This is a genomic window from Spirosoma foliorum, from assembly GCF_014117325.1.
In the GTDB taxonomy this organism is placed as follows: Bacteria; Bacteroidota; Bacteroidia; order Cytophagales; family Spirosomataceae; genus Spirosoma; species Spirosoma foliorum.
Window position 1 is genome coordinate 189,464 of sequence record NZ_CP059732.1, and the last position, 21,329, is coordinate 210,792.

General features: G+C 47.4%; 19 protein-coding genes. 14 read left to right on the forward strand and 5 right to left on the reverse strand.

What is annotated here, in order from left to right; all coding sequences use genetic code 11:
- Positions 1–213: 213 nt before the first annotated feature.
- The 14 genes from H3H32_RS00790 (at position 214) to H3H32_RS00855 (ending at position 16,169) form a co-directional block, all read left to right on the forward strand.
- Positions 214–1,566: an alpha-L-fucosidase gene (locus H3H32_RS00790; RefSeq protein WP_182460796.1), complete on the forward strand. Its 1,353-nt coding sequence runs from the start codon at positions 214–216 to the stop codon at positions 1,564–1,566.
- 213 nt (positions 1,567–1,779) lie between these two features.
- Positions 1,780–2,166 carry a hypothetical protein gene (locus H3H32_RS00795; RefSeq protein ID WP_182460797.1) on the forward strand — a complete coding sequence of 129 codons (387 nt, stop codon included), beginning with the start codon at positions 1,780–1,782 and terminating at the stop codon, positions 2,164–2,166.
- A 220-nt stretch (positions 2,167–2,386) separates the two neighbouring features.
- Positions 2,387–6,802, forward strand: a complete 4,416-nt coding sequence (locus H3H32_RS00800; protein ID WP_182460798.1) for a CusA/CzcA family heavy metal efflux RND transporter — start codon at positions 2,387–2,389, stop codon at positions 6,800–6,802.
- 24 nt (positions 6,803–6,826) lie between these two features.
- On the forward strand, positions 6,827–8,053 hold the full coding sequence (locus H3H32_RS00805; RefSeq protein ID WP_182460799.1) for an efflux RND transporter periplasmic adaptor subunit: 1,227 nt from the start codon (positions 6,827–6,829) through the stop codon (positions 8,051–8,053).
- A gap of 226 nt (positions 8,054–8,279) precedes the next feature.
- Positions 8,280–9,275: a type I phosphomannose isomerase catalytic subunit gene (locus H3H32_RS00810; RefSeq protein ID WP_182460800.1), complete on the forward strand. Its 996-nt coding sequence runs from the start codon at positions 8,280–8,282 to the stop codon at positions 9,273–9,275.
- Positions 9,276–9,388: 113 nt separating this feature from the next.
- Positions 9,389–9,715, forward strand: a complete 327-nt coding sequence (locus H3H32_RS00815) for an L-rhamnose mutarotase (RefSeq protein WP_182460801.1) — start codon at positions 9,389–9,391, stop codon at positions 9,713–9,715.
- Positions 9,716–9,974: 259 nt separating this feature from the next.
- Positions 9,975–10,454: a hypothetical protein gene (locus H3H32_RS00820; protein WP_182460802.1), complete on the forward strand. Its 480-nt coding sequence runs from the start codon at positions 9,975–9,977 to the stop codon at positions 10,452–10,454.
- A complete protein-coding gene (locus H3H32_RS00825; protein ID WP_182460803.1) occupies positions 10,451–10,651 on the forward strand; it encodes a helix-turn-helix transcriptional regulator in 201 nt (66 codons plus the stop codon). The genes H3H32_RS00820 and H3H32_RS00825 overlap by 4 nt, the downstream gene beginning before the upstream one ends.
- Positions 10,652–10,655: 4 nt before the next feature.
- Positions 10,656–11,252 (forward strand): ATPase, encoded by a 597-nt coding sequence (locus tag H3H32_RS00830; protein ID WP_182460804.1) that lies wholly within the window; start codon positions 10,656–10,658, stop codon positions 11,250–11,252.
- Complete coding sequence (locus tag H3H32_RS00835; RefSeq protein WP_182460805.1) at positions 11,218–11,379, forward strand: hypothetical protein; 162 nt, start codon at positions 11,218–11,220, stop codon at positions 11,377–11,379. Before H3H32_RS00830 ends, H3H32_RS00835 begins: the two co-directional genes overlap by 35 nt.
- A gap of 118 nt (positions 11,380–11,497) precedes the next feature.
- Entirely contained in the window at positions 11,498–13,411 is a 1,914-nt protein-coding gene (locus tag H3H32_RS00840; RefSeq protein WP_182464195.1) for a CocE/NonD family hydrolase, read from the forward strand.
- A 190-nt stretch (positions 13,412–13,601) separates the two neighbouring features.
- The gene (locus H3H32_RS00845; protein ID WP_182460806.1) at positions 13,602–13,883 is read left to right on the forward strand and encodes a DUF427 domain-containing protein; all 282 of its coding nucleotides are present in this window, start codon (positions 13,602–13,604) and stop codon (positions 13,881–13,883) included.
- Positions 13,880–14,614 carry an ABC transporter ATP-binding protein gene (locus H3H32_RS00850; protein ID WP_182460807.1) on the forward strand — a complete coding sequence of 245 codons (735 nt, stop codon included), beginning with the start codon at positions 13,880–13,882 and terminating at the stop codon, positions 14,612–14,614. Before H3H32_RS00845 ends, H3H32_RS00850 begins: the two co-directional genes overlap by 4 nt.
- Positions 14,607–16,169 (forward strand): ABC transporter permease/substrate-binding protein, encoded by a 1,563-nt coding sequence (locus H3H32_RS00855; protein ID WP_182460808.1) that lies wholly within the window; start codon positions 14,607–14,609, stop codon positions 16,167–16,169. The genes H3H32_RS00850 and H3H32_RS00855 overlap by 8 nt, the downstream gene beginning before the upstream one ends.
- 491 nt (positions 16,170–16,660) lie before the next feature.
- Here the strand turns inward: H3H32_RS00855 and H3H32_RS00860 are convergent, their stop codons facing one another.
- The 5 genes from H3H32_RS00860 to hppD all read right to left on the reverse strand — a co-directional run bounded on the left by H3H32_RS00860 (position 16,661) and on the right by hppD (position 21,300).
- A complete protein-coding gene (locus H3H32_RS00860; RefSeq protein ID WP_182460809.1) occupies positions 16,661–17,563 on the reverse strand; it encodes a flavin reductase family protein in 903 nt (300 codons plus the stop codon).
- Positions 17,560–18,732, reverse strand: coding sequence for a fumarylacetoacetase (fahA, locus tag H3H32_RS00865; protein ID WP_182460810.1), 1,173 nt, complete (start codon positions 18,730–18,732; stop codon positions 17,560–17,562). Before fahA ends, H3H32_RS00860 begins: the two co-directional genes overlap by 4 nt.
- 105 nt (positions 18,733–18,837) lie before the next feature.
- On the reverse strand, positions 18,838–19,275 hold the full coding sequence (locus H3H32_RS00870) for a MarR family winged helix-turn-helix transcriptional regulator (RefSeq protein ID WP_182460811.1): 438 nt from the start codon (positions 19,273–19,275) through the stop codon (positions 18,838–18,840).
- A gap of 79 nt (positions 19,276–19,354) precedes the next feature.
- Positions 19,355–20,086, reverse strand: a complete 732-nt coding sequence (phhA, locus tag H3H32_RS00875) for a phenylalanine 4-monooxygenase (RefSeq protein WP_182460812.1) — start codon at positions 20,084–20,086, stop codon at positions 19,355–19,357.
- 89 nt (positions 20,087–20,175) lie between these two features.
- Positions 20,176–21,300, reverse strand: a complete 1,125-nt coding sequence (gene hppD, locus H3H32_RS00880; RefSeq protein ID WP_182460813.1) for a 4-hydroxyphenylpyruvate dioxygenase — start codon at positions 21,298–21,300, stop codon at positions 20,176–20,178.
- Positions 21,301–21,329: the final 29 nt, after the last annotated feature.

The following is a 21,329-nucleotide window of genomic DNA, read 5'->3' on the forward strand; positions in this document are numbered from 1 at the left end:
CAATTATAAATCATTACTGATTCTTACCACTAAGTAGGTGGCGAAGGTGATTGTTATTTTAGATTATACCATGTAGTCGGAAAATTGCTCTAAGGTACAATGGATTAATCTATGGGCCGAAAAAGGCTCTGTGGTTTGTACCGTTTTGGTTGATTAATCTCATCAGAAAGGTAGTTTTTACTTACTTTTAAGACCTAAAATTAACCTATTCCTATGCGTTTGTCTCGTGCTTTTACTGGATTATTGATTTCAGTTGCCTTAACCCGCCTTACCGCTCAACCGACAGTTAAACCAACTCCACGTCAACTTGCCTGGCAACCGCTCGAAACCACAGCCTTTCTGCATTTCACGGTAAATACATTTACGGATAAAGAGTGGGGAGATGGCACCGAAAGTCCGGCTATTTTCAATCCAACTAAACTGGATGCCCGACAGTGGATCAAGGCCCTGAAAGAAGCTGGCTTTAAAATGGCCATCATTACAGCAAAACACCACGATGGTTTCTGTCTCTGGCCATCTAAAATGACTGAGCATTCGGTAAAAAATAGCCCCTGGAAGAACGGTAAAGGAGATGTCGTTCGTGAAGTGGCCGATGCCTGTCGTGAATTCGGGTTGAAATTTGGGGTGTATCTCTCACCCTGGGATCGGCATGAACCGCGTTATGGAACAGCGGCTTACAACGATTACTATAAGAGCCAATTACGCGAGCTATTAACTAATTACGGCCCTATTTCGGAAGTCTGGTTCGATGGGGCGAAGGGCGAAAATGCCAAAGACATGACTTACGATTTTGCGGGTTACTGGGCATTAGTTCGTGAGCTGCAACCCAATGCCGTCATGTTTTCGGATGCAGGTCCCGATGTTCGCTGGGTGGGTAACGAAGCGGGGAACGCGGGTGAAACCTGCTGGTCGACCATCAATACGGACGGGTTGGCCCCCGGCGTGGCTGATTCGAAATACCTGAATCGGGGCGATGCGACGGGCAAACAGTGGGTGCCAGCTGAGACAGACGTATCAATCCGACCAGGTTGGTTTTATCACCCCAAAGAAGACGATAAAGTACGCTCGGGGAAAAATCTGGTTAATCTCTATTATCAGTCAGTGGGGCGAAATAGTTTGTTGTTGTTGAATGTGCCGCCTAATCGTGAGGGACTTTTTTCTGCGCCAGATCTGGCAAGTTTGAAAGAGTTTCGCAGTATTCTGGATGAGACGTTTAAGCAGAATCTGGTAGCAAAACAGCCCAAACTAACCGATAAGCAGCTCGGTACTTTCACCACGCTGACCGCCAATCAACCGATCACGATTGACCTGAATGGCGAAAAAACCTTTGATCGCATATCGATTCAGGAGAATATAGCTAATGGCCAGCGCATTGCCAGTGGTCGGGTCGAGTATTGGGATGGTTCGGAATGGAAATCGCTCCAGACATTCACAACGGTAGGCTATAAACGACTACTGCGATTCCCAGAGGTGAAATCATCGAAGCTTCGTTTGTTTATAACCAACGCCAATGGCCCCATAGAACTGGCAGAAGTAGGCGTTTATAAAGCATCGGCGCGGGAATAACGATAGCGCGAGCGTCTACGCTCGTGCTGACTATTCTCTGGCCTCTGGCCAGTATTAATTAATATCCAATCGGCCAGAGGCCGAAGAATAATCAGCATAAGCGTAGACGCTCGCGCTATCGCTCAGCTAGATTGCTTCTAAATTATCCTGATTAAGTAGGGCGAATAAACTTTCAGAATTACCTTGCGTTAAGCATGTAAAGAAAGGGGCTTCATGAAATCAATGGTTGCTTTTTTGCTGGCAGGCCTAATTCTGGGAAACAGTTTGTTGCCCGGTTTTGGTATTGAGCAGTCGACCAAACTGGTTGAGCTGATTCAGCATTATAAGCACCATATAGAATCAGATCATAACCTGAGTTTTATTGATTTCATGGCGATGCACTATGGCGAAAACTCAGCTCACCAGAAGCATCCTAATCATAGCCACCATAATCTGCCGTCAACAGGGCACATGATTACTGGCTTTACAATCAATTATCTTCAGTTAACTAGTCGGGCCTACTTACCGACAGTGCTTTCTTCTCAAACGGTGCTTTCACGGTATACAAATCTGTATTCGTTTCTATCCGTTTTCTCACTGATTAACCCACCCAGATGCTAGTTCTACGTACCTGGAGGCCAAATTGTGCCCATTCGGGTCGATAGAACAGCTTGTTCTAGTCTGTTTACGTTTCCTGTTTTCCATCCTGGTGCTTTATCGATTCGCCTGAAACGACTAGTTCGCTACGTCGGTCTGGTTGGCCCAATCGATTCCTGTCTATAGCTGGCCACTTGGGCCTGCTTTGAGGCTATTATTATCCGACATATTTACGGTAGTCGCTATGCTGAACGCCATTATTCATTTTTCTATTCATAATAAACTCATCATTGGGTTCCTGACGCTGGCCCTGGTGATATGGGGGGGCTGGTCGGCTACTCAGTTGCCGATTGATGCTGTTCCCGATATTACCAACAATCAGGTGCAGGTTATCACCAATAGCCCGTCGCTGGCGGCTGAGGACATCGAACGACTCGTCACATTTCCGGTCGAGGTTGGCCTGTCGAACATTCCTGGCCTGATTGAAATTCGGTCGTTTTCTCGTTTTGGCCTATCCATCGTAACAGTTGTATTTAGCGATGCAACCGATGTGTACTGGGCTCGTCAGCAGATCGCTGAGCGGTTGCAAAACGTAACGACACAGATTCCACCGGGCGTAGGTATGCCAGTGATGGCACCCGTTACGACGGGACTGGGCGAGATTTTTCAATATACGGTTGTGCCCAAGAAAGGCTATGAACATAAATATTCCCTAACCGATCTACGAACTATTCAGGACTGGATTATTCGCCGGGGACTGCTTGGAACTCCCGGTGTAGCCGATGTTAGTGGTTTCGGGGGACTTGTTAAACAGTACGAAATTGCCGTTGACCCCGATCGGCTTCGTAGTATGGGTGTCACGATCAACGACCTGTTTACGGCCCTACAACAAAACAACCAGAATACGGGCGGAGCGTACATTGACAAAAAGCCCAATGCGTTCTTTATCCGATCCAATGGGCTTATTGGCTCCGTCGATGACATCGCCAATATCGTGATTCGGCTAAATGACCAGCAATTACCAGTTCGCGTGCGTGATGTTACAGAGGTGGGTCTGGGATCGGCGGTGCGCTATGGGGCAGTAACGCGCAATGGGCAGGGTGAAGCCGTTGGCGCTATTGTGATGATGATTAAGGGTGGTAATTCATCGGAAGTAATCCGGGCGGTAAAACGAAAGATCGCCGAAATCAGCAAAACACTACCGGAAGGAGTGGCCATCGTTCCATTTCTGGATCGTACCAAGATGGTTACCAGTGCTATAGGTACGGTAGAGCGTAACCTATTGGAAGGGGCAACCATTGTCATTTTTGTTCTGGTATTGCTATTAGGCAACTGGCGAGCGGGAGTGGTTGTGGCTTCCGTGATTCCGTTAGCCTTGCTGTTTGCCATTTCGATGATGAATCTTTTCGGTGTTTCGGGTAACCTGATGAGCCTCGGCGCTATCGACTTCGGATTGATTGTCGATGGGGCAGTAATCATTGTAGAAGCCACCTTGCATCATTTGCACAAACGAAAGAGTGAAGCCAGGGCGCCGACCGGAAGGCTAGATCCCACTCTTTCACAATCTGAAATGGACGATGAAGTATTTGGGGCTGCCTCCCGGATTCGATCATCGGCTGCCTTTGGAGAAATCATTATTCTAATTGTGTACCTGCCTATTCTGGCGCTGTCGGGCGTGGAAGGGAAAATGTTCCGACCGATGGCACTAACGGTAGCGTTTGCCATTCTGGGCGCATTTATCCTGTCATTAACCTATGTGCCCATGATTTCGGCCTTGTTATTGGATAAGAAAGTTGCCCATAAAATTACGTTTTCAGATAGGCTGATGAAGCAAATTCAGCGATTCTACGAGCCTGTTCTGCTTTGGTCGTTGCGTTATCGACTGCCCATTTTATTGAGCGCTGTCGGGTTGCTGGTACTGACTGGCATTTTGTTCAGTCGTATGGGCGGTGAATTTATTCCGCAGCTCGACGAGGGTGATTTTGCGATCGATACCCGAACATTAACCGGCAGTTCACTATCAGAAACCGTCGATGCTACTCTTAAGGCTGAACGAATTTTGTTGACGCAGTTTCCTGAGGTAGAGCAGGTTGTTGCTAAAATTGGATCGGGCGAAATACCAACTGATCCTATGCCAATTGAAGCCGCCGATCTGATGGCCATTCTGAAACCGAAAGATCAATGGACTTCAGCCAGTACACGCGATGAATTAGCCAATCGAATGGCTAAAGCTTTGTCGGTAGTTCCGGGCGTCACATTTGGGTTTCAGCAACCGGTGCAAATGCGATTTAATGAGCTGATGACCGGAGCGAGACAGGATGTCGCGTTGAAAATCTATGGCGATGATCTTAACCAACTGGAAAAACTGGCTGGCCGGGTTAGTGCCATTATTCGAAAGATCGATGGAGCTAAAGACCTGTATGTAGAGCAGGTAGCAGGGCAGGCACAGATTTTAATTAAACTGGATCGGAATCAGATTGCACGCTTCGGGCTGAACATCACCGATGTGAACCGGACAATCAATACGGCTTTGGCGGGGCAATCGGCAGGATTGGTTTTCGAGGGTGAGAAACGCTTCGATCTGGTTGTGCGACTAGCCGCGGCTAAACGGCAGAGCCTTGAGGATATTCGGACTATCTATATAGCTACCCCAACCGGGCAGCAGGTCCCCTTATCCGAAGTCGCGACGGTGTCGATGGAACAGGAGCCTGGCCAGATTCAGCGCGACGATACACACCGACGCATCACGCTGGGCTTTAATGTTCGAGAACGAGATGTGGAAAGTATCGTGACTGAACTTCGGCAGAAAGTGGATCAGCAGATAAAGTTTCCGGCGGGTTATTATGTGACATATGGCGGACAGTTTCAGAACCTGGTCGATGCCAAGCAACGATTAAGTATTGCTGTGCCAATTGCGTTGGCGTTAATTTTTGCACTTCTCTTTTTTACGTTCGATTCTGTCCGTCAGAGTCTCCTGATTTTTATGGCGATTCCGTTGGCCGCTATCGGCGGAGTCTTCGCGTTGCTGCTGCGTGGTATGCCGTTCAGCATTTCGGCAGGAGTTGGCTTTATCGCCCTCTTCGGCGTGTCGGTGCTGAACGGTATCGTTCTGATTGCCGAATTCAATCGCTTACGGCATGAGGAAGGCTTAACCGATATGACAGAGATTATTCGGAAAGGCGCAGAGATTCGCCTGCGACCTGTAATCATGACTGCCCTTGTTGCTTCGTTTGGGTTCATTCCGATGGCGGTTTCTAACTCGGCAGGGGCCGAAGTTCAGAAACCCCTGGCTACAGTGGTCATTGGTGGCCTGCTCACCGCAACCCTGTTAACGCTGATTGTTCTACCAATCCTGTATTCACTCATGGAGAAAAAATCGCTTGATAATGAGGCTAAGAGGTCTTCTCAAAAAGCACCTTCTGCTGCAACGATTATCCTATTGTTACTAGCCATATCGACAACCGGGTTTTCGCAAGTTGCTCCCTTAAAAGCCATTACGCTTGAGGAGGCATTGCAGCAAGCCACAACCCAAAATGCGCAACTACGAATAGCTGGATTGGGTGTAAGTCAACAGCAGGCCCTGCGCCGAACGGCCTACGATGCTGGGCGGTTCTCGGTGGTTGGCATGCTGGGTCAATACAACAGCCGTCGGTTCGATAACAACCTGACAGTAACGCAGTCTATTCCGAATCCCACGCTTATGCGTCGATTGGCGGACTTGAACGATCAGACTGTTTCGGCGCGCCAGATGGAGGTGCTCGTTACCCAAAACGATGTGAAGTACCAGGTGAAATCGACTTATTATGATCTGGTCTATCTTCAGCAGAAAACGCGCTTATATCGCCAGCAGGATACCATTCTGGCGGAGTTTGTCAAGGCTGCCAATTTGCGGTACCGGGTAGGCGAAACCGGAAGCCTTGAAAAGGCAACCGCCGAAAGCCAACTAGCCGATCAGCGCGTACGATTGGCCCAGAACGAAAGTAATCAGACGGCCGGGCGAACGCGGTTACAAACGTTGCTGTATCGGACAGAACCGGTTCGTATTCCAGATCAGGTGTTGCTTAAACTGACGTTGGCCCTCCCAACGGATAGTAGCGCTCTGGCGCAAAACCCACTTTTACGTCAGTTACAGCAACAGATTCGGGTTGCTCAGGAAGCCCGTTCTGTCGAACAGGCGCGACTCAAGCCGGATTTTCTGGTCGGTCTTTTCTCGCAAACGCTTGTAGGGAGCCAGTTGATCGACGGGCAGGAATTGTATTTCGGTGCGGGGCACCGATTTTATGGTGGTCAAATTGGCGTAACATTCCCATTAGTAAGTGGAGCTGGTCGGGCTCGGGTCGAAGCTGCCCGCGTTAGCGAACAACTGGCACAAACGCAACTGCAAAGCCAGCAACTGGCCCTGCAACAACAAATAACGCAGGCTGTGACTCAGTATGGGCAATATCGCGATGCGTTAACGTATTACGAAGAAAACGGACTGGCGCAGGCAGACCTCATTCAGACGAACGCTCGGCGAGCATTTGGCAGTGGCGATATCGGCTATGTCGAATTTTCACTAGCGATTCAGCAGGCGCTTACCATTCGCCTGAATCACCTCGATTTACTGAATCAATACAATCAATCGGTTTTATACATTAACTACCTGGCTGGCAATCCATAAGCCTTCGCCATTGTATATACTTATATGACTTTCATTCAATTATCCATTCGTCATTTCCGGCTTTTTCTGCTGTTAATCAGTCTACTAACTGGTAGCTTGGCTTGCCAGTCTACCGAAAAAACAGCGGCCGACACAGCGGTCGAAAAAAACACTGAGGCTACTACCGCCACTGACTCTACCGAAAAATCTAACGATACCGTTCGGGTAGCGCTAACACAGGCCCAATACACGGTCGCGGGTATCCAGCTTGGAGAGCCTGGTTTACATACCTTAAGCACGACATTGAAAGTGAACGGCTCGCTTGATGTGCCAGCTCAGAATCAGGTATCGGTTTCGGTTCCATTTGGCGGCTATATCCGAAAAATCAATCTGGAGCCCGGTATGCGTATTAGCAAGGGACAAACGCTGGTGGTGCTCGAAAATCCCGAATACATTCAGTTTCAGCAGGAGTATCTGGATACAAAAGCAAAACTGGAATACGCTGATCTGGAGTTTGCTCGTCAGCAGGAATTAAGCCGCGAGAACGTCAATGCGCTGAAGGTATTTCAGCAGATTCGCGCCAATCGTCAGAGTTTACAGGCTCAGTTGGCAGGAATGACGCAACGGCTGGCTTTATTGCATATTAATCCTGCCACGCTTACACCCGCCACACTCACACGTACGATTAACGTTCCGTCGCCCGTATCGGGTTTTGTGACCGATGTACCCGTCAATAATGGCCGTTTCATTAACCCTGCCGATGTGCTGGTGCAAATCACCGATCTGACGCACCCGCATGTTCGATTGAGTATTTTCGAGAAAGACATTAGTCGCATTCATGTGGGCCAGGTTATTCGATTTGGCATGGGTGGCGATGCCAGTTTGGTGCATCGGGGCGAAGTTTTCCTGATTGGTAAATCGATCGCTGCCGATCGAACCATTTCGGTGCTGGCACACCCCGATGGCTACGCCAGTGATTTTATTCCGGGGGGGTATATTTCTGCACAAATCAATGTGAAAACTCAGCCTTTATCGGCCCTGCCCGAAGAGGCTATTATTAGTTTCGGGGGCAAAAACTACATTTATATCCTGGAGAAAAAAGAAGTGAATCCCACTACGTATCAGTTTCGACAGGTGGAAGTAAAGCCCGATCTACGGGATAATGGCTATGTTGCTATCGCTCTTTCGGCTGATATCAATCCCAAACAAACCCCAATTGTAGTAAAAGGAGCCTATAGTTTATTGGCCAAGTTAAACAACAGTGAAGAGTAGTAGGTATTGCAGTATCGTGGTGGCGGGTTCTAAAACCCGCCACTGGGAGGTTTCTCAAAACCTCGTGAGCATCTATAGGTTTTGAGAAACCTAGCATGTCAGATGTAAGCAACTGACATCACAGAAAACAACTAGTAAAGAGGAATCGACCAACAAATGCCGTATTTTGGCGGTTAATTTCCTCATCTATTAATCAGTCGTAGCCGCCCGGCGGCACATTTCCCTTATGCTATATCCGCTGACGTTCGAAACTATTTTTAAAGACAAAATCTGGGGAGGCCAGAAAATCAAAACGATTCTGGAGAAAGACTTCTCCGGATCGCCGGACCGTCCCCTACCCAACTGTGGAGAAACCTGGGAGGTTTCTGATGTAGAAGGTAATGTATCGATTGTAAAAGAAGGCAGTTTGCAGGGAAAATCGCTGCACGAATTGGTGGAGCAATACAAAGGTGAGCTGGTTGGAAAGCATGTGTACGAGCAATACGGTAATCGGTTTCCGTTACTGGTAAAATTCATCGACGCCAATGACGATCTTTCCATTCAGGTTCACCCGAACGATGAGCTGGCTAAACAACGTGGAACCGGCTTCGGTAAAACCGAGATGTGGTACATCATGCAGGCCGATGAAGGCGCGAAACTCAATTCGGGCTTCAATCGGGAAGTGACTAAAGATGAGTACGTGAAAGCTGTTGCTGACAATACCATTCAGGATTTATTGAACATTGAGCCTGCGAAACCCGGCGATGTATTTTTCCTGCCAGCTGGTCGGGTTCACTACATTGGTAAAGGGCTTTTACTGGCCGAAATTCAGCAAACATCAGATACGACCTACCGTATTTATGACTTCGATCGGGTAGATGCAACGACTGGTAAGAAGCGTGAACTGCATACCGATCTGGCTGTCGATGCCATCGATTACCATCACTACGATCATTACAAAACACAGTACGAAAAGAAGGAGAACGAGAGCGTTAACGCTGTAAAAAGTGACTATTTTATAACTAACGTACTGAATTTCAATGAAGAAGTCGCACAGGACTATTCGCGCATCGATTCGTTCGTGATTTTAATTTGTGTAGCTGGTGGTCTCACCATTGAAACATCCGGCGGATTTAGTCAATCACTCAAAATGGGTGAATGCGCCCTGATTCCGGCGTCTATCAATAATGTAACCCTCATTCCTGATGGTGATATGACCGTTTTGGAAACGTATGTACCTTAATGTCTGAACCAGGATTTATAGGATTTAAATGATTTCCAGGATTAGAGTTAATCGTACGTAATCTTTTAATCTTGTAAAATCATTTAAATCCTATAAATCCTGGTTCAGATAAAATGCGCTATTGCCTTGCCCTTGACCTCAAAGATGATCCGGCTCTGATTGCCGAATATGAACAATACCACAAAAAGCTCCAGCCTGCCATTGAAGCCAGTATTCGTGATTACGGAATTACCGAAATGGAAATTTACCGGATCGGAAATCGACTGTTTATGATTATGGAGACGGACGAAACCTTCTCGTTTGAGGTCAAAGCGGCCGCCGATGCTGCTAACCCAAAGGTGCAGGAATGGGAGAATTTAATGTGGGGTTATCAGCAGTCTTTACCGATGGCCAAGCCCGGCGAAAAGTGGATGCTAATGAAGCAGATTTTTCAGATGTGAGTGTCAATCTGGTGTGGGTATTCACCCGTGCCTTCTTATGTCGTCAGCATTTGCTGACGCAAAAACTAGTCCTTAACGCGGGGGTCAGTGAATACTGACAAAATGAATAGGCACGGGTAAATACCCGCGCCAGACTTAGCGCTAGTGAAAATTTCGAGTTTCTGGAAACTCGAAATTTTTTGTTAAATAATGTAAAATTTGCTTGACATGTTGAATAGTTAGCTTTACGTTTGATGTGTCAAATAAACTTTACATATCTATGAAAACAAAGTGGCTTTTCCCGCATCGATTCCGGCTTATTGGCTGGATTATTTTCGTACCATCAGCTATCCTCGGGCTGGCAGCAATGTATTACGAGTTAGATATCATTTCCTTAATTAAGGAGATTTTATTTAATGCTAAGCCACCAACGGGCACTCTTACGCTTGAAGGTTTCTTTTCTGCTGGTAGCCAAAATATGACCGATGAAATAGCTGCTATTGGCGTTATTCTTGGCTTACTGCTGATTGCATTCTCACGAGAGAAGGTTGAGGATGAAATGATAGGTCAACTTCGGCTCGAAGCCCTGCAATGGAGCGTTTATGCCAATTATATCATTCTGGCTATTGCCATTTTGACGCTCTATGACAATGCCTTTTTTAATGTTATGGTCTATAACATGTTTACTGTATTGCTGGTCTTTATTTTCCGGTTTCGCTGGCTTCTCTACCGAAATAACCATCAACTGTTGGCTCTATGAAAAACCGGCTTAAAGTTGAACGAGCTGAACAGAACCTGTCGCAAGCCGACCTGGCCGACCGCATTGGTGTAAGTCGGCAAACGATTAACTCGATTGAAACGGGTCGTTACGTTCCTTCTACAATTTTGTCACTAAAACTGGCACAGGTGTTTGGTAAATCGGTGGAGCATATCTTTACGCTCGAAGAGACCGATTGAGAAGATGTCAAACCTGTATATCATGGCTGGTCCGAACGGAGCCGGAAAAACAACCGCTGCTTACACGCTGCTACCTGAAGTCATGAAGATTAAGGAATTCGTCAATGCTGATGAAATAGCAAGAGGATTATCCCCATTCAATGTGGAAGCCGTAGCGTTTGAGGCTGCGCGGATCATGTTGCAACGTATTGAGCAACTTATGAGGCAAGGGATTGATTTTGCGATTGAAACAACGTTGTCTACGCGCTCATACGTACAAACTATTCGTCGTGCTCAGCAACTTGGCTATTCTGTAAGCCTTTACTATTTCTGGATACCATCGGCAGAGGTATCAAAGGAACGAGTGGCGATGCGTGTGTCTCGGGGAGGCCATAACATTCCACCCGATGTGATTGAACGTAGATATGCCAGGAGTCTGGTAAATCTGACTAAACTATATATTCCAGTCTGCGATTACGTTGTTATTTTCAATAACGCTGGCATTGTTTCTGATCTGATAGCAACGGGCGGAATTGATAGCGAGATACTTGTGTTAAATAAAGACATTTGGGAAACCATTCTGAACCATGGAAATAAATCAGACAAAGACGAGACCAAGTAACGACGAAGTGTTGGCTGGTGTCCGACGAGCCGTTCAGAAAGTAGTCGACCAGGCGAAGTGTAATGATGAAGAATTAGTTATCGCTCACAATGACAAACCTGTGCGCGTTAAAGCCCGCGACCTGTAAGGCCATCGTTACTAAATACATTCTCCAAACGCCCATCTTCAACGGGCGTTTTTTGTTGTTACTGCGTACGGTATATCGCTATCTTTACGAAGACCAACTCCATCAATACGTCACCTTTATGAAACACTGGCTTTACGCATTGCTCGCGTTTGCGTTCATCGTTCCGGCTCAGGCACAATCCACTACGCCCAGCAATTTCGTTCGGGAGAATTACCAGAAAACGGAATACAAAATTCCGATGCGTGATGGCACAAAACTCCACACCACCGTCTATGTTCCAAAAGATGCCTCTGCAAGCACGAAATACCCATTTATGATGCAGCGTACGTGCTATAGCGTGGCACCTTACGGGCCCGATACCTATCCGGCGCAGGTTGGCCCGTCGGGAACGCTCATGCGCGACAAGTTTATCTTTGTCTATCAGGATGTTAGGGGTCGATGGGCATCGGAAGGGACCTGGACTAACATGACGCCAACCGTTACCGATCAGCAATCAGCTCCCGTAGCGAAAGGTAAAAAGAGCGTTACAAAACCAGTGAACACTACGGTGGTTGATGAAAGCTCGGATACCTACGATACCATCGAGTGGCTACTCAAAAACATACCGAACAACAACGGTCGGGTGGGGCAGTGGGGCATTAGCTATCCTGGCTTTTACACCATTGCAGGTGCTGTAGCCGCTCACCCCGCATTGAAAGCCTCATCGCCACAAGCGCCTATTTCCGATTTTTTCTTTGACGATTTTCACCATAACGGCGCGTTTATTCAGGCGTATCTGTTCACATTCCCTGTGTTTGGTATTCAGCACCCACAGCCTACAACGCAAGCCTGGTATAACAGCGATTTTATCAATACGAAATCGAAAGACGGTTTTCAATGGCAGCTAGACCTTGGCCCGCTCAAGAATGTCGATAAATACTACAAGAATAACTTCTATTGGCAGGAAACCATCAATCACCCGAACTACGATGAGTTCTGGCAGAAACGGAGCATTATTCCGCACCTGAAGAACATTAACCATGCGCTAATGACTGTTGGTGGCTGGTTCGATGCAGAAGATTTACCCGGACCGCTTAACATCTACAAAACCGTTGAGAAGAATAATCCGGGTATATATAACACATTGGTGATGGGCCCATTTGGACATGGCCGGTGGTCGCATGAAACAGGTCACACACTGCATAGTAATGTGTATTTCGGCGATAGCATCGCAACGTTTTACCAGCGGAATATCGAGGCTAAATTCTTTACGCATTTCCTGAAAGGGGCTGGTGATGGCAAGACTGGCTTACCTGAAGCTTACCTGTTCAATACGGGTCGCAATGAGTGGAGAACGTTCGACAAATGGCCTGCCGCCAATGCGCAATCGATGCAGTTTTTCCTGGCTAGTTCTGGCCAACTAGCCCAACAGGCAGGCAACGGCTATTCGGAGTTTATCAGTGATCCGATGAAGCCGGTTCCCTATACCGAAGACATTACGACAACTCAGGGTTTTACACCCTTTAACTACATGTCGGAGGATCAGCGCTTTGCGGGTCGTCGCCCCGATGTATTAGCGTTCCAGACCGATGTGCTGACGGAAGACTTAACATTGGGGGGCGAAATTATGGCTAAACTGAAAGTGAGTACCACTGGGACTGATGCCGATTGGGTGGTGAAGCTGATTGATGTATATCCGCCCGATGAACCGAATCATCCGTATATGCCGAATAAGAATATTACTCTCGGAAATTATGAGCAAATGGTTCGCTCAGAAGTAATGCGGGGGCGATTCCGTAATTCATTCGAGAAACCTGAACCCTTTAAACCGGGCGAAGTAACGAATGTGAATTTTCGTTTGCAGGATGTTTTGCACACATTTAAAAAAGGCCACCGGGTCATGATTCAGGTGCAAAGTACCTGGTTCCCACTTATCGACCGTAACCCACAGAAGTATGTGGATAACATCTTTAAAGCCGACGAAAAAGACTTTCAGAAAGCCACGCATCGGGTATATGATAGCTCAGTTATTGAGGTGCAGGTACTGAAATAAGACAAACTGACGAGTTATCTTGTTGAAAGGGGGCTGTGATGTCGGTTTCTCAAAACCGACACCGAGAGGTTGCCTAAAACTTAGTCATAAACAGTAGAGAAGGTTTTGAGAAACCTCACGGTGCCAGATGTAAGCATCTGGCACCACAAAATACTACAAAAAAAGAGTTAAGCAACTAAAAAAACAACGTATGAAAGCCATCTGGAACGGCCAAACAATTGCCGAAAGCAACGACACGGTTGTGGTCGAAAACAACCATTATTTCCCAAAAGAATCGGTGAATCCTGAATTTTTGGCTGATAGTCAAACGCATACGACCTGTCCCTGGAAAGGGCTGGCTTCGTATTACTCGTTGGCCGTTGACGGCAAGACCAATACCGATGCGGCCTGGTATTATCCTGACCCTAAATCGGCTGCGAATCAGATTAAAGATCGGGTAGCATTCTGGAAGGGGGTTCAGGTTGTCGAATGATTCAGATTGAGAAGCTAACCAAACGATTTGCCTCGCACGTAGCGGTCGATGGGGTTTCGCTAAGCATTGGGCCTGGAGAGACATTGGTTCTGCTCGGAACAAGCGGTTGCGGAAAAACCACAACGCTCAAAATGATCAACCGCCTGATTGAACCAACCAGTGGCTCAATCAGTGTGGCGGGTATTGATGTTCAGCAACAAATCGGGTCTGAACTTCGTCGCCAGATTGGCTATGTCATTCAGGATGGTGGCCTGTTTCCGCACTATACCGTTGCTGAGGCCATTGCAACTGTTCCCAAACTGCTCAACTGGGAACCGACTGCTATTCAGCAACGAACCCATGAATTAATCGAAAAACTGCAATTGCCAAAATCGACGCTGACTCGCTATCCGTCTGAACTCAGTGGCGGGCAGCGTCAGCGGGTTGGGCTAGCTCGCGCGCTGGCCGCTAAACCACCGGTTGTGCTTATGGATGAGCCGTTTGGCGCGCTAGATCCGTTCACGCGTAAACACGTTCGTCGGGAGCTGTTTGGGTTAAACGAATTAAAGGAAACAACGGTCGTACTCGTTACGCACGATGTAAATGAGGCTCTCGAACTGGCCGATCGTATCGCGCTGATGGACAAGGGGCGCATTGTGCAAATTGGCTCACCAGATGAGTTGCTGAAACGACCCGTTAACGATTTCGTTCGGGATTTTCTGGACGATAAACCCCATCGGTTGCATGATTGACTTCTTCTTGTTCATCCGCGATCATGCCGATAAATTGCTGGAACAAACCCTGACCCATATTGGTCTGACGTTTGTATCGCTGTTGCTGGCGCTGCTGATTGGATTGCCGCTTGGTATTCTGATTTCGCGACAAACCAAATTGGCGAGCAGCGTGCTGGGTGTGGCTGGAATATTGCAAACAGTGCCCAGCGTTGCGCTCTTAGGTTTCCTGATTCCGTTGCTCGGTATTGGCATTGGGCCTGCATTGGTGGCTTTGTTTCTGTATGCATTATTGCCGATTATTCGAAATACGTATGTCGGCATTACAGAAGTTAGCCCGTTGGTGAAAGAAGCGGCCAGAGGTGTTGGTATGACGGATAACCAGATTTTGACCAAGGTTGAACTCCCGCTCGCATTGCCTGTCATTTTCGCTGGCGTCCGTACGGCAACGGTCATTAACGTAGGCGTGGCTACGCTGGCAGCCTATGTGGCAGCTGGCGGACTCGGTGAGTTTATCTTCAGTGGTATTGCCTTGAGCAACGTAAACATGATGCTGGCGGGAGCCATTCCAGCTGCGTTATTGGCCGTTGGGTTTGATTTTGGCCTGGCTCAATTGCAACGGCTATCCGTTAAAAAGCTGCGCATAGGGGCGTTGGTTTTTGTGATTTTACTCCCTTTTCTGTCGGCGTTTTATCTAGTACCGGGTAAACAGGATAAATTAATTGCCGGGTTTGCTCATGAATTTTATGGTCGTGCCGATGGCTATCCCGGCTTGCAAAAAACCTATGGTCTTCAACTGCGCCCCCGGTTAATTGATCAGAATTTGATGTACGAAGCCATTCATCAGGGTCAGGTTGACATCATTAGTGGTTATTCGACAGATGGACGTATTAAGGCATTCGATTTACTTGTTCTGGACGATAATCGGCATGCGTTTCCACCGTACGCAGCTGCCCCCATTATCCGACAAGCAACGCTAAATCGCTACCCAGAATTAGGACCAACACTGAATAAGCTGGCCGGAAAACTAACCGATTCTGTAATGACGGCGCTGAACTATCAGGCCGATTATCAAAAACAATCACCAGAAGTTATCGCTACTAACTTTTTGAAGAAGGTTGGTTTGTATAACGTTCCTAAAATGGGGGAGCGAACGGCAACGGTTGTGATGGGATCAAAAGTCTTCACAGAGCAGTATATTCTGGCCGAAATTTATCGCCAATTGATTGAAGGACAAACTTCTTTACGTGTCGTTACCAAAACGGGGTTAGGCGGCACGCAAATCTGCTTTGATGCCCTCCGAACAGGTTCTATTGATTTCTATCCTGAGTATACCGGCACGGGGTTGCTCGTAATTTTGCAACCATCAACTGCTATACTGCAGCAGTTACCCATGCAAACCGATTCGGTTTATCAGTTCGTCGAACAGCAGTTTCAAGAGAAATATAAACTAGATTGGTTGAAGCCATTAGGCTTTAATAATAGCTATTGTCTGATGATGCGACGGGAGCAGGCAAAACAATTAGGCATCCAGTCGATTGAAGATTTGGTACAGTATCTTGGTGAAAAGCGTTGAGGAATAATCGTAAAAATATTTGTTCAACCCCTTCAGGGTCGTATGTTTATAGAAAATCGTTAGGCTATAAACATACGACCCCGAAGGGGTCGAACAGGCAATTAATACTAAAAATTAACTATAGAAAAGCCATGAAAACAGAAACTCGGTTTGCGCAATTGAAGACGTTTTTACACAATGTGATTCGGGGTATTGTGAAGGTTGATATTGTCTAGGCTACGTTGATTCTGCGTTTTGCATCGTATCCTCGGTCTGGTATATACCCATCATATTTCGATCGCGTAGCGATCCAATGTTTGTAGAAATGGTGTTTTGTTGCATGTTTTCGGGTCGCATAGCGATCCAACCAAGCCATATTCGATCGCTACGCGACCAAAAGGGGGAGACAGAGGCCTACTTTTCTATAAACATTCGATGCCTAACGGCATCACTAGAAATGCGGATATACTCTAGGTGTCCCCCCAGACCGAGGATAAAGCTATTAAATTATCCTACAACTGACTCGCCAGCAATGTCAGCCAGGCTTCTTTGGTCTTGTTTTCAGCGAGCAGCTGTTTGGCCCGAAGGTGCAGTAAATCAGGCAAGTATTGGCAGCCATTTCGGGCTTCGTCGATTAAATCATTCAATATACCTGAAGCCCGAAAGGTGTGTACTTCTTCGCGTGTGGGCATTGCTAGAAAGCTCCCTAGTTTTCCCAGATCATTTCCAGTTAAAATCGCGCTATTGCGAATAGCGGACGGAATCTGGTCGATTCCCATACCCATTTGTGGTCGACTAACTGTAAAGAGCGCATCGGCATTTGCCCGACTGTACCAATCGCCACCAAGCCGCCCCACCAAATCGACGCTTGCCTGATCGATGCCGCCGGTCTCGTTGAAAATTGTTTCCTGAAAATGCGCCAGCACAACTTCGCAGATCACCAAATAGCCTGTTCCGGGAGAATCGGCGGCTGATTGGGGATTCGTATTGATAATTTGCCTGACAACACATTCATACGCAGCAGGCGATTCGACAACTCTTGGCGGACGAACCCGCTCAGACGAAATGGCTGTAAATCCCGCTTTCTCAAACTCGTTGACATCTCGTTCAAATTCAGCGCTAGCCAACGAAGCCTGTTCAACCATAGCGTAATTCACGACATTGATAACCACTTCACCCACTTCTTCCAGATTGAGCAGCGTATGTTTTTTATGCCCATGCCGATTAATGGTCGGGGCAAAAATCAGCGTGGGCGGATTATAACCGAAGAGATTAAAGAAGCTAAACGGACTTAGATTAACATTCCCTTTGGCATCTGTTGTACTCGCAAACGCAATTGGGCGCGGGCCAATGGTGCTAATCATGTAGCGATAGAACTCATTGGGCTTTAAGTCAGCAGGGTTGACGGTTATCATGAATAAATCGTTCCGGTTACGTCGCCCAAATCTACGCGAACGCCGTTTAAAAAGCCCCAGCCGTGTAGAGTTATTGTGTCGCCGTCTGCCAGAAATGTTCGCGTTGTGGTTTCTGACAGATGCAGTGGCCGTTCACCATTCCAGCTTAGTTCAAGCAGTGAACCATAGCTGCCCGGTGTACTGCCGGAAATGGTGCCAGTTGCCAATACGTCGCCAATATTCAGGTTGCAGCCACCAACGGTATGATGCGCAATCATCTGGGCGAAGTTCCAATACAAGTACCTAGCGTTAGAGCGACAGATACAGATTTTCTCACCCTCAGCAGGTTGCAGGCAGACTTCCAACTCAAAGCTAAAGTGCTTTTCACCAGTGGTTTGTAAATAGGGTAGGGGTATTGGGTCCTGAGGAGGTCCAGCTACGCGAAAAGATTCCAGTTCATCAAACGGCATGACCCAGGCCGACAGGCTCGAAGCAAAGTTTTTGCCCAGAAATGGCCCTAATGGCTGGTACTCCCATCGCTGAATATCGCGTGCCGACCAGTCGTTAAACAGCGTAACTCCGAAAATATAATCTTCGGCTTCCTCTACTGAAATCGACTCGCCAAGCGGATTATTCTTGCCAATAATCAACCCTAACTCAAGCTCAAAATCCAGTGCTTCCGATGGGCCAAATACAGGCTTGCCCTCATGCAAAAACTGGCCTTTGGGTCGGCGGATGGGGGTTCCTGAGACAACGATTGACGATGCCCGACCGTGATAAGCAACGGGCAACTGTTTGTAGTTTGGCAAAAGTGGATCGCTTGTGGGGCGAAACATGCGCCCTACGTTTTCGGCGTGATGAATGCCAGCGTAAAAATCTGTGTAGTCGCCAATATGTACCGGCAAGTACATCTGCACGCGTGATTCGTGGATGAAAACCTGGTCATGAACATCCGAAAAAGCGGGTGTACCACTGCTTACGAGTTCATTAAGTCGCTGACGAATAGCGCGGTGTGCCGGTTTGCCTAAGGCGATAAAATCATTTAGTACCGGTTGGGCAAATACGGTAGGATCAATTTTAAGATCATTGAAATAACCCAACAGGGCAACTACCTCAAGGTCGAGAATGTAGTCGTCCTGTTTTAGGCCCACACGTGGGCTGGCAATGTCGTAGCTGAAAATTCCGTACATGATGAATGAATAATGTACAATTGATAATGTATACTAATGGATAAGGCCAAGTTGTTACGCTCCAGCAGCATTATTCATTATCCATTGCTCATTTTACATTATCCATCATTCGCTAATGTTGCTGTAAATTGAATCCATAATCCGCACAAAATGCTGGTAGTCTTCCTCGCTTAAATCACCCCAGCCTTTCCGTCGCATAGCCGATACTACAGGCAGTATCTCGCTGTATTTGGCTTCTCCGGCTTCGGTCAGATAAACCAGAAACTTGCGCCGATCGGTATCCGCCATGCGTCGTTCGGTTAGCCCTTTTTGACTGAGCAGGTCAATAATACGGGTTACGGTTGGCGCATCCTTAGTCGTCATTTCCGAAATCGTATTCTGACTGATGCCGGGATTTCGATAAAGGTGATCAATTATAACCCACTGATCAACAGTTAAATCAAAACCAGCATCGGTAAACTGCTTTTGTAGGGCATTTCGAATTTTCTTGATTGTGGTGTCAATCTTGAAGAAATAAGCACGCGAATCGGATGGGTGCGTCACAGTTTAATGGATAATGATTAATGGACCTTTACTTAGGCCTAAATGGATATGTAAGTAGTTCAAAATTATTCATTATTCATCATACATTATTAATGATTAGCAGTTCTTCCAGTGTGGCTTCAATCAGAGGCACGGATTGGTAGAGCTGCTCATACGACTCAATGACGAAATACTGCTCCTGAAAATGGTCAATTATATAGGGCGTCTTCAGTAGCGTTTGCACATCATAAGGTACGCGCCTGGGTTCGGTGCTGAACAAACTATAGGTCGTTTCACCAACCGACGATAAAATGCCGCCCCCATAAATACGCAGTTCGTTACTCTCCCGAATCAGCCCGAACTCAACCGTATACCAATACAGCCGCGAAATCATAGCAATAGCTTCTTCACTCTCGATATGGTGCAGGGCAATCTGGCTCAACGCTTCCAGAAAATCGCAAAAAGCCTGATTCGACAACATCGGAACGTGCCCGAATGTATCATGAAACATGTCGGGTTCGGGTAAATAGTCCAGTTGGTCGCGTCGTCGGAGCCAGGTCGTAGCCGGAAAACACCGATTTGCCATCAACTCGAAGAACTCCCGATTGGGAATTAAGCCTTCTACACCGCACACTCGCCAGCCCGTTAAAGCCTGTAGTCGTGGGTTCAAATCCTGCTCAAAATCAGGAATACGATCAGCCCGAAAACCCGTCGCCGAAATGCCGTCCAGGTACGCCTGGCTAGCTTTTCCTGGCAATTGCGCCATCTGCCGTTCGAACAATAACCGCCAAACGGCCTGTTCGTCAGGGGTGTATGTGTATGTCTGGTTCATGATTAATGAGTGAATGATAGATTGATTGACTGATTGAATAGCCTCATATACAACCTATTCAATCAGTCAATCAATCTATCATTCAAAATTTAAAGTGTTCCCCGTAATTCCTGTTCGCGCTCGATGGCTTCGAACAAGGCTTTGAAATTGCCTTTTCCGAAGGACTTAGCACCTTTTCGCTGGATGATCTCGAAGAATAGGGTTGGACGTGGGCAGATCGGTTTTGTGAAAATCTGGAGCAGATAGCCTTCCTCGTCGCGGTCGGCCAGAATGCCGAGAGGACGTAGCGTCGCTATTTCTTCGTCAATCTGGCCAATTCGATCTGCCAGATCATCGTAGTAAGCATCGGGAACGGTCAGAAACTCAACACCCCGGTCGCGCAGGGTCAGTACGGTTTCGACAATGTTATCGGTAGCCACGGCAATATGTTGAATGCCGGGACCTCCATAAAAATCCAGATACTCCTCAATCTGCGACTTCTTTTTGCCTTCGGCAGGTTCGTTGATCGGGAATTTTACCCGCCCGTTGCCGTTGCTCATGACCTTGCTCATCAGGGCCGTATACTCCGTCGAAATATCCTTATCATCGAACGAAACCAGTTGCTGAAAGCCCATCACATCGTGGTAGAAATCCATCCAATGGTTCATTTCGTGCCAGCCTACATTGCCAACCATATGGTCGACATAGTTAAGCCCGGCATCGCTTGGTTGATAGGCTGGTGTCCAGGGTTCATAACCGGGCAGGAAAACACCATCGTAGTTATTTCGCTCAACAAATACATGCAGTGTATCGCCATACGCATGAATACCTGAACGGATTACATAGCCGTGACTGTCCTGACAACGAGTAGGTTCCATATAGACCCTGGCTCCCCGACGAACGGTTTCGTCAAATGCATGCGTCGCATTATCAACCCACAACGCAACTACCCGAACACCATCGCCGTGTCGATCAATGTGGTGCCCGATCTCACTTTCGCCATAGAGCGGAGATGTCAGAACAAGTCGGATTTTCCCCTGCTGGACCACATACGATTCGCGGTCGCGTATGCCTGTTGCCAAACCTGCATGAGCCACAGGTTGGAAACCGAAAGCTGTCTGGAAATAATGCGCCGATTGTCGGGCGTTGCCCACGTACAACTCAATATAATCCGTGCCGTTGAGAGGCAGAAAATCGGCTGTTGTTTTTGGTTCTACTAGTTCGAGCGTTTCCATTGTTTGTTGATGTTTTTTGTAACGCGGAC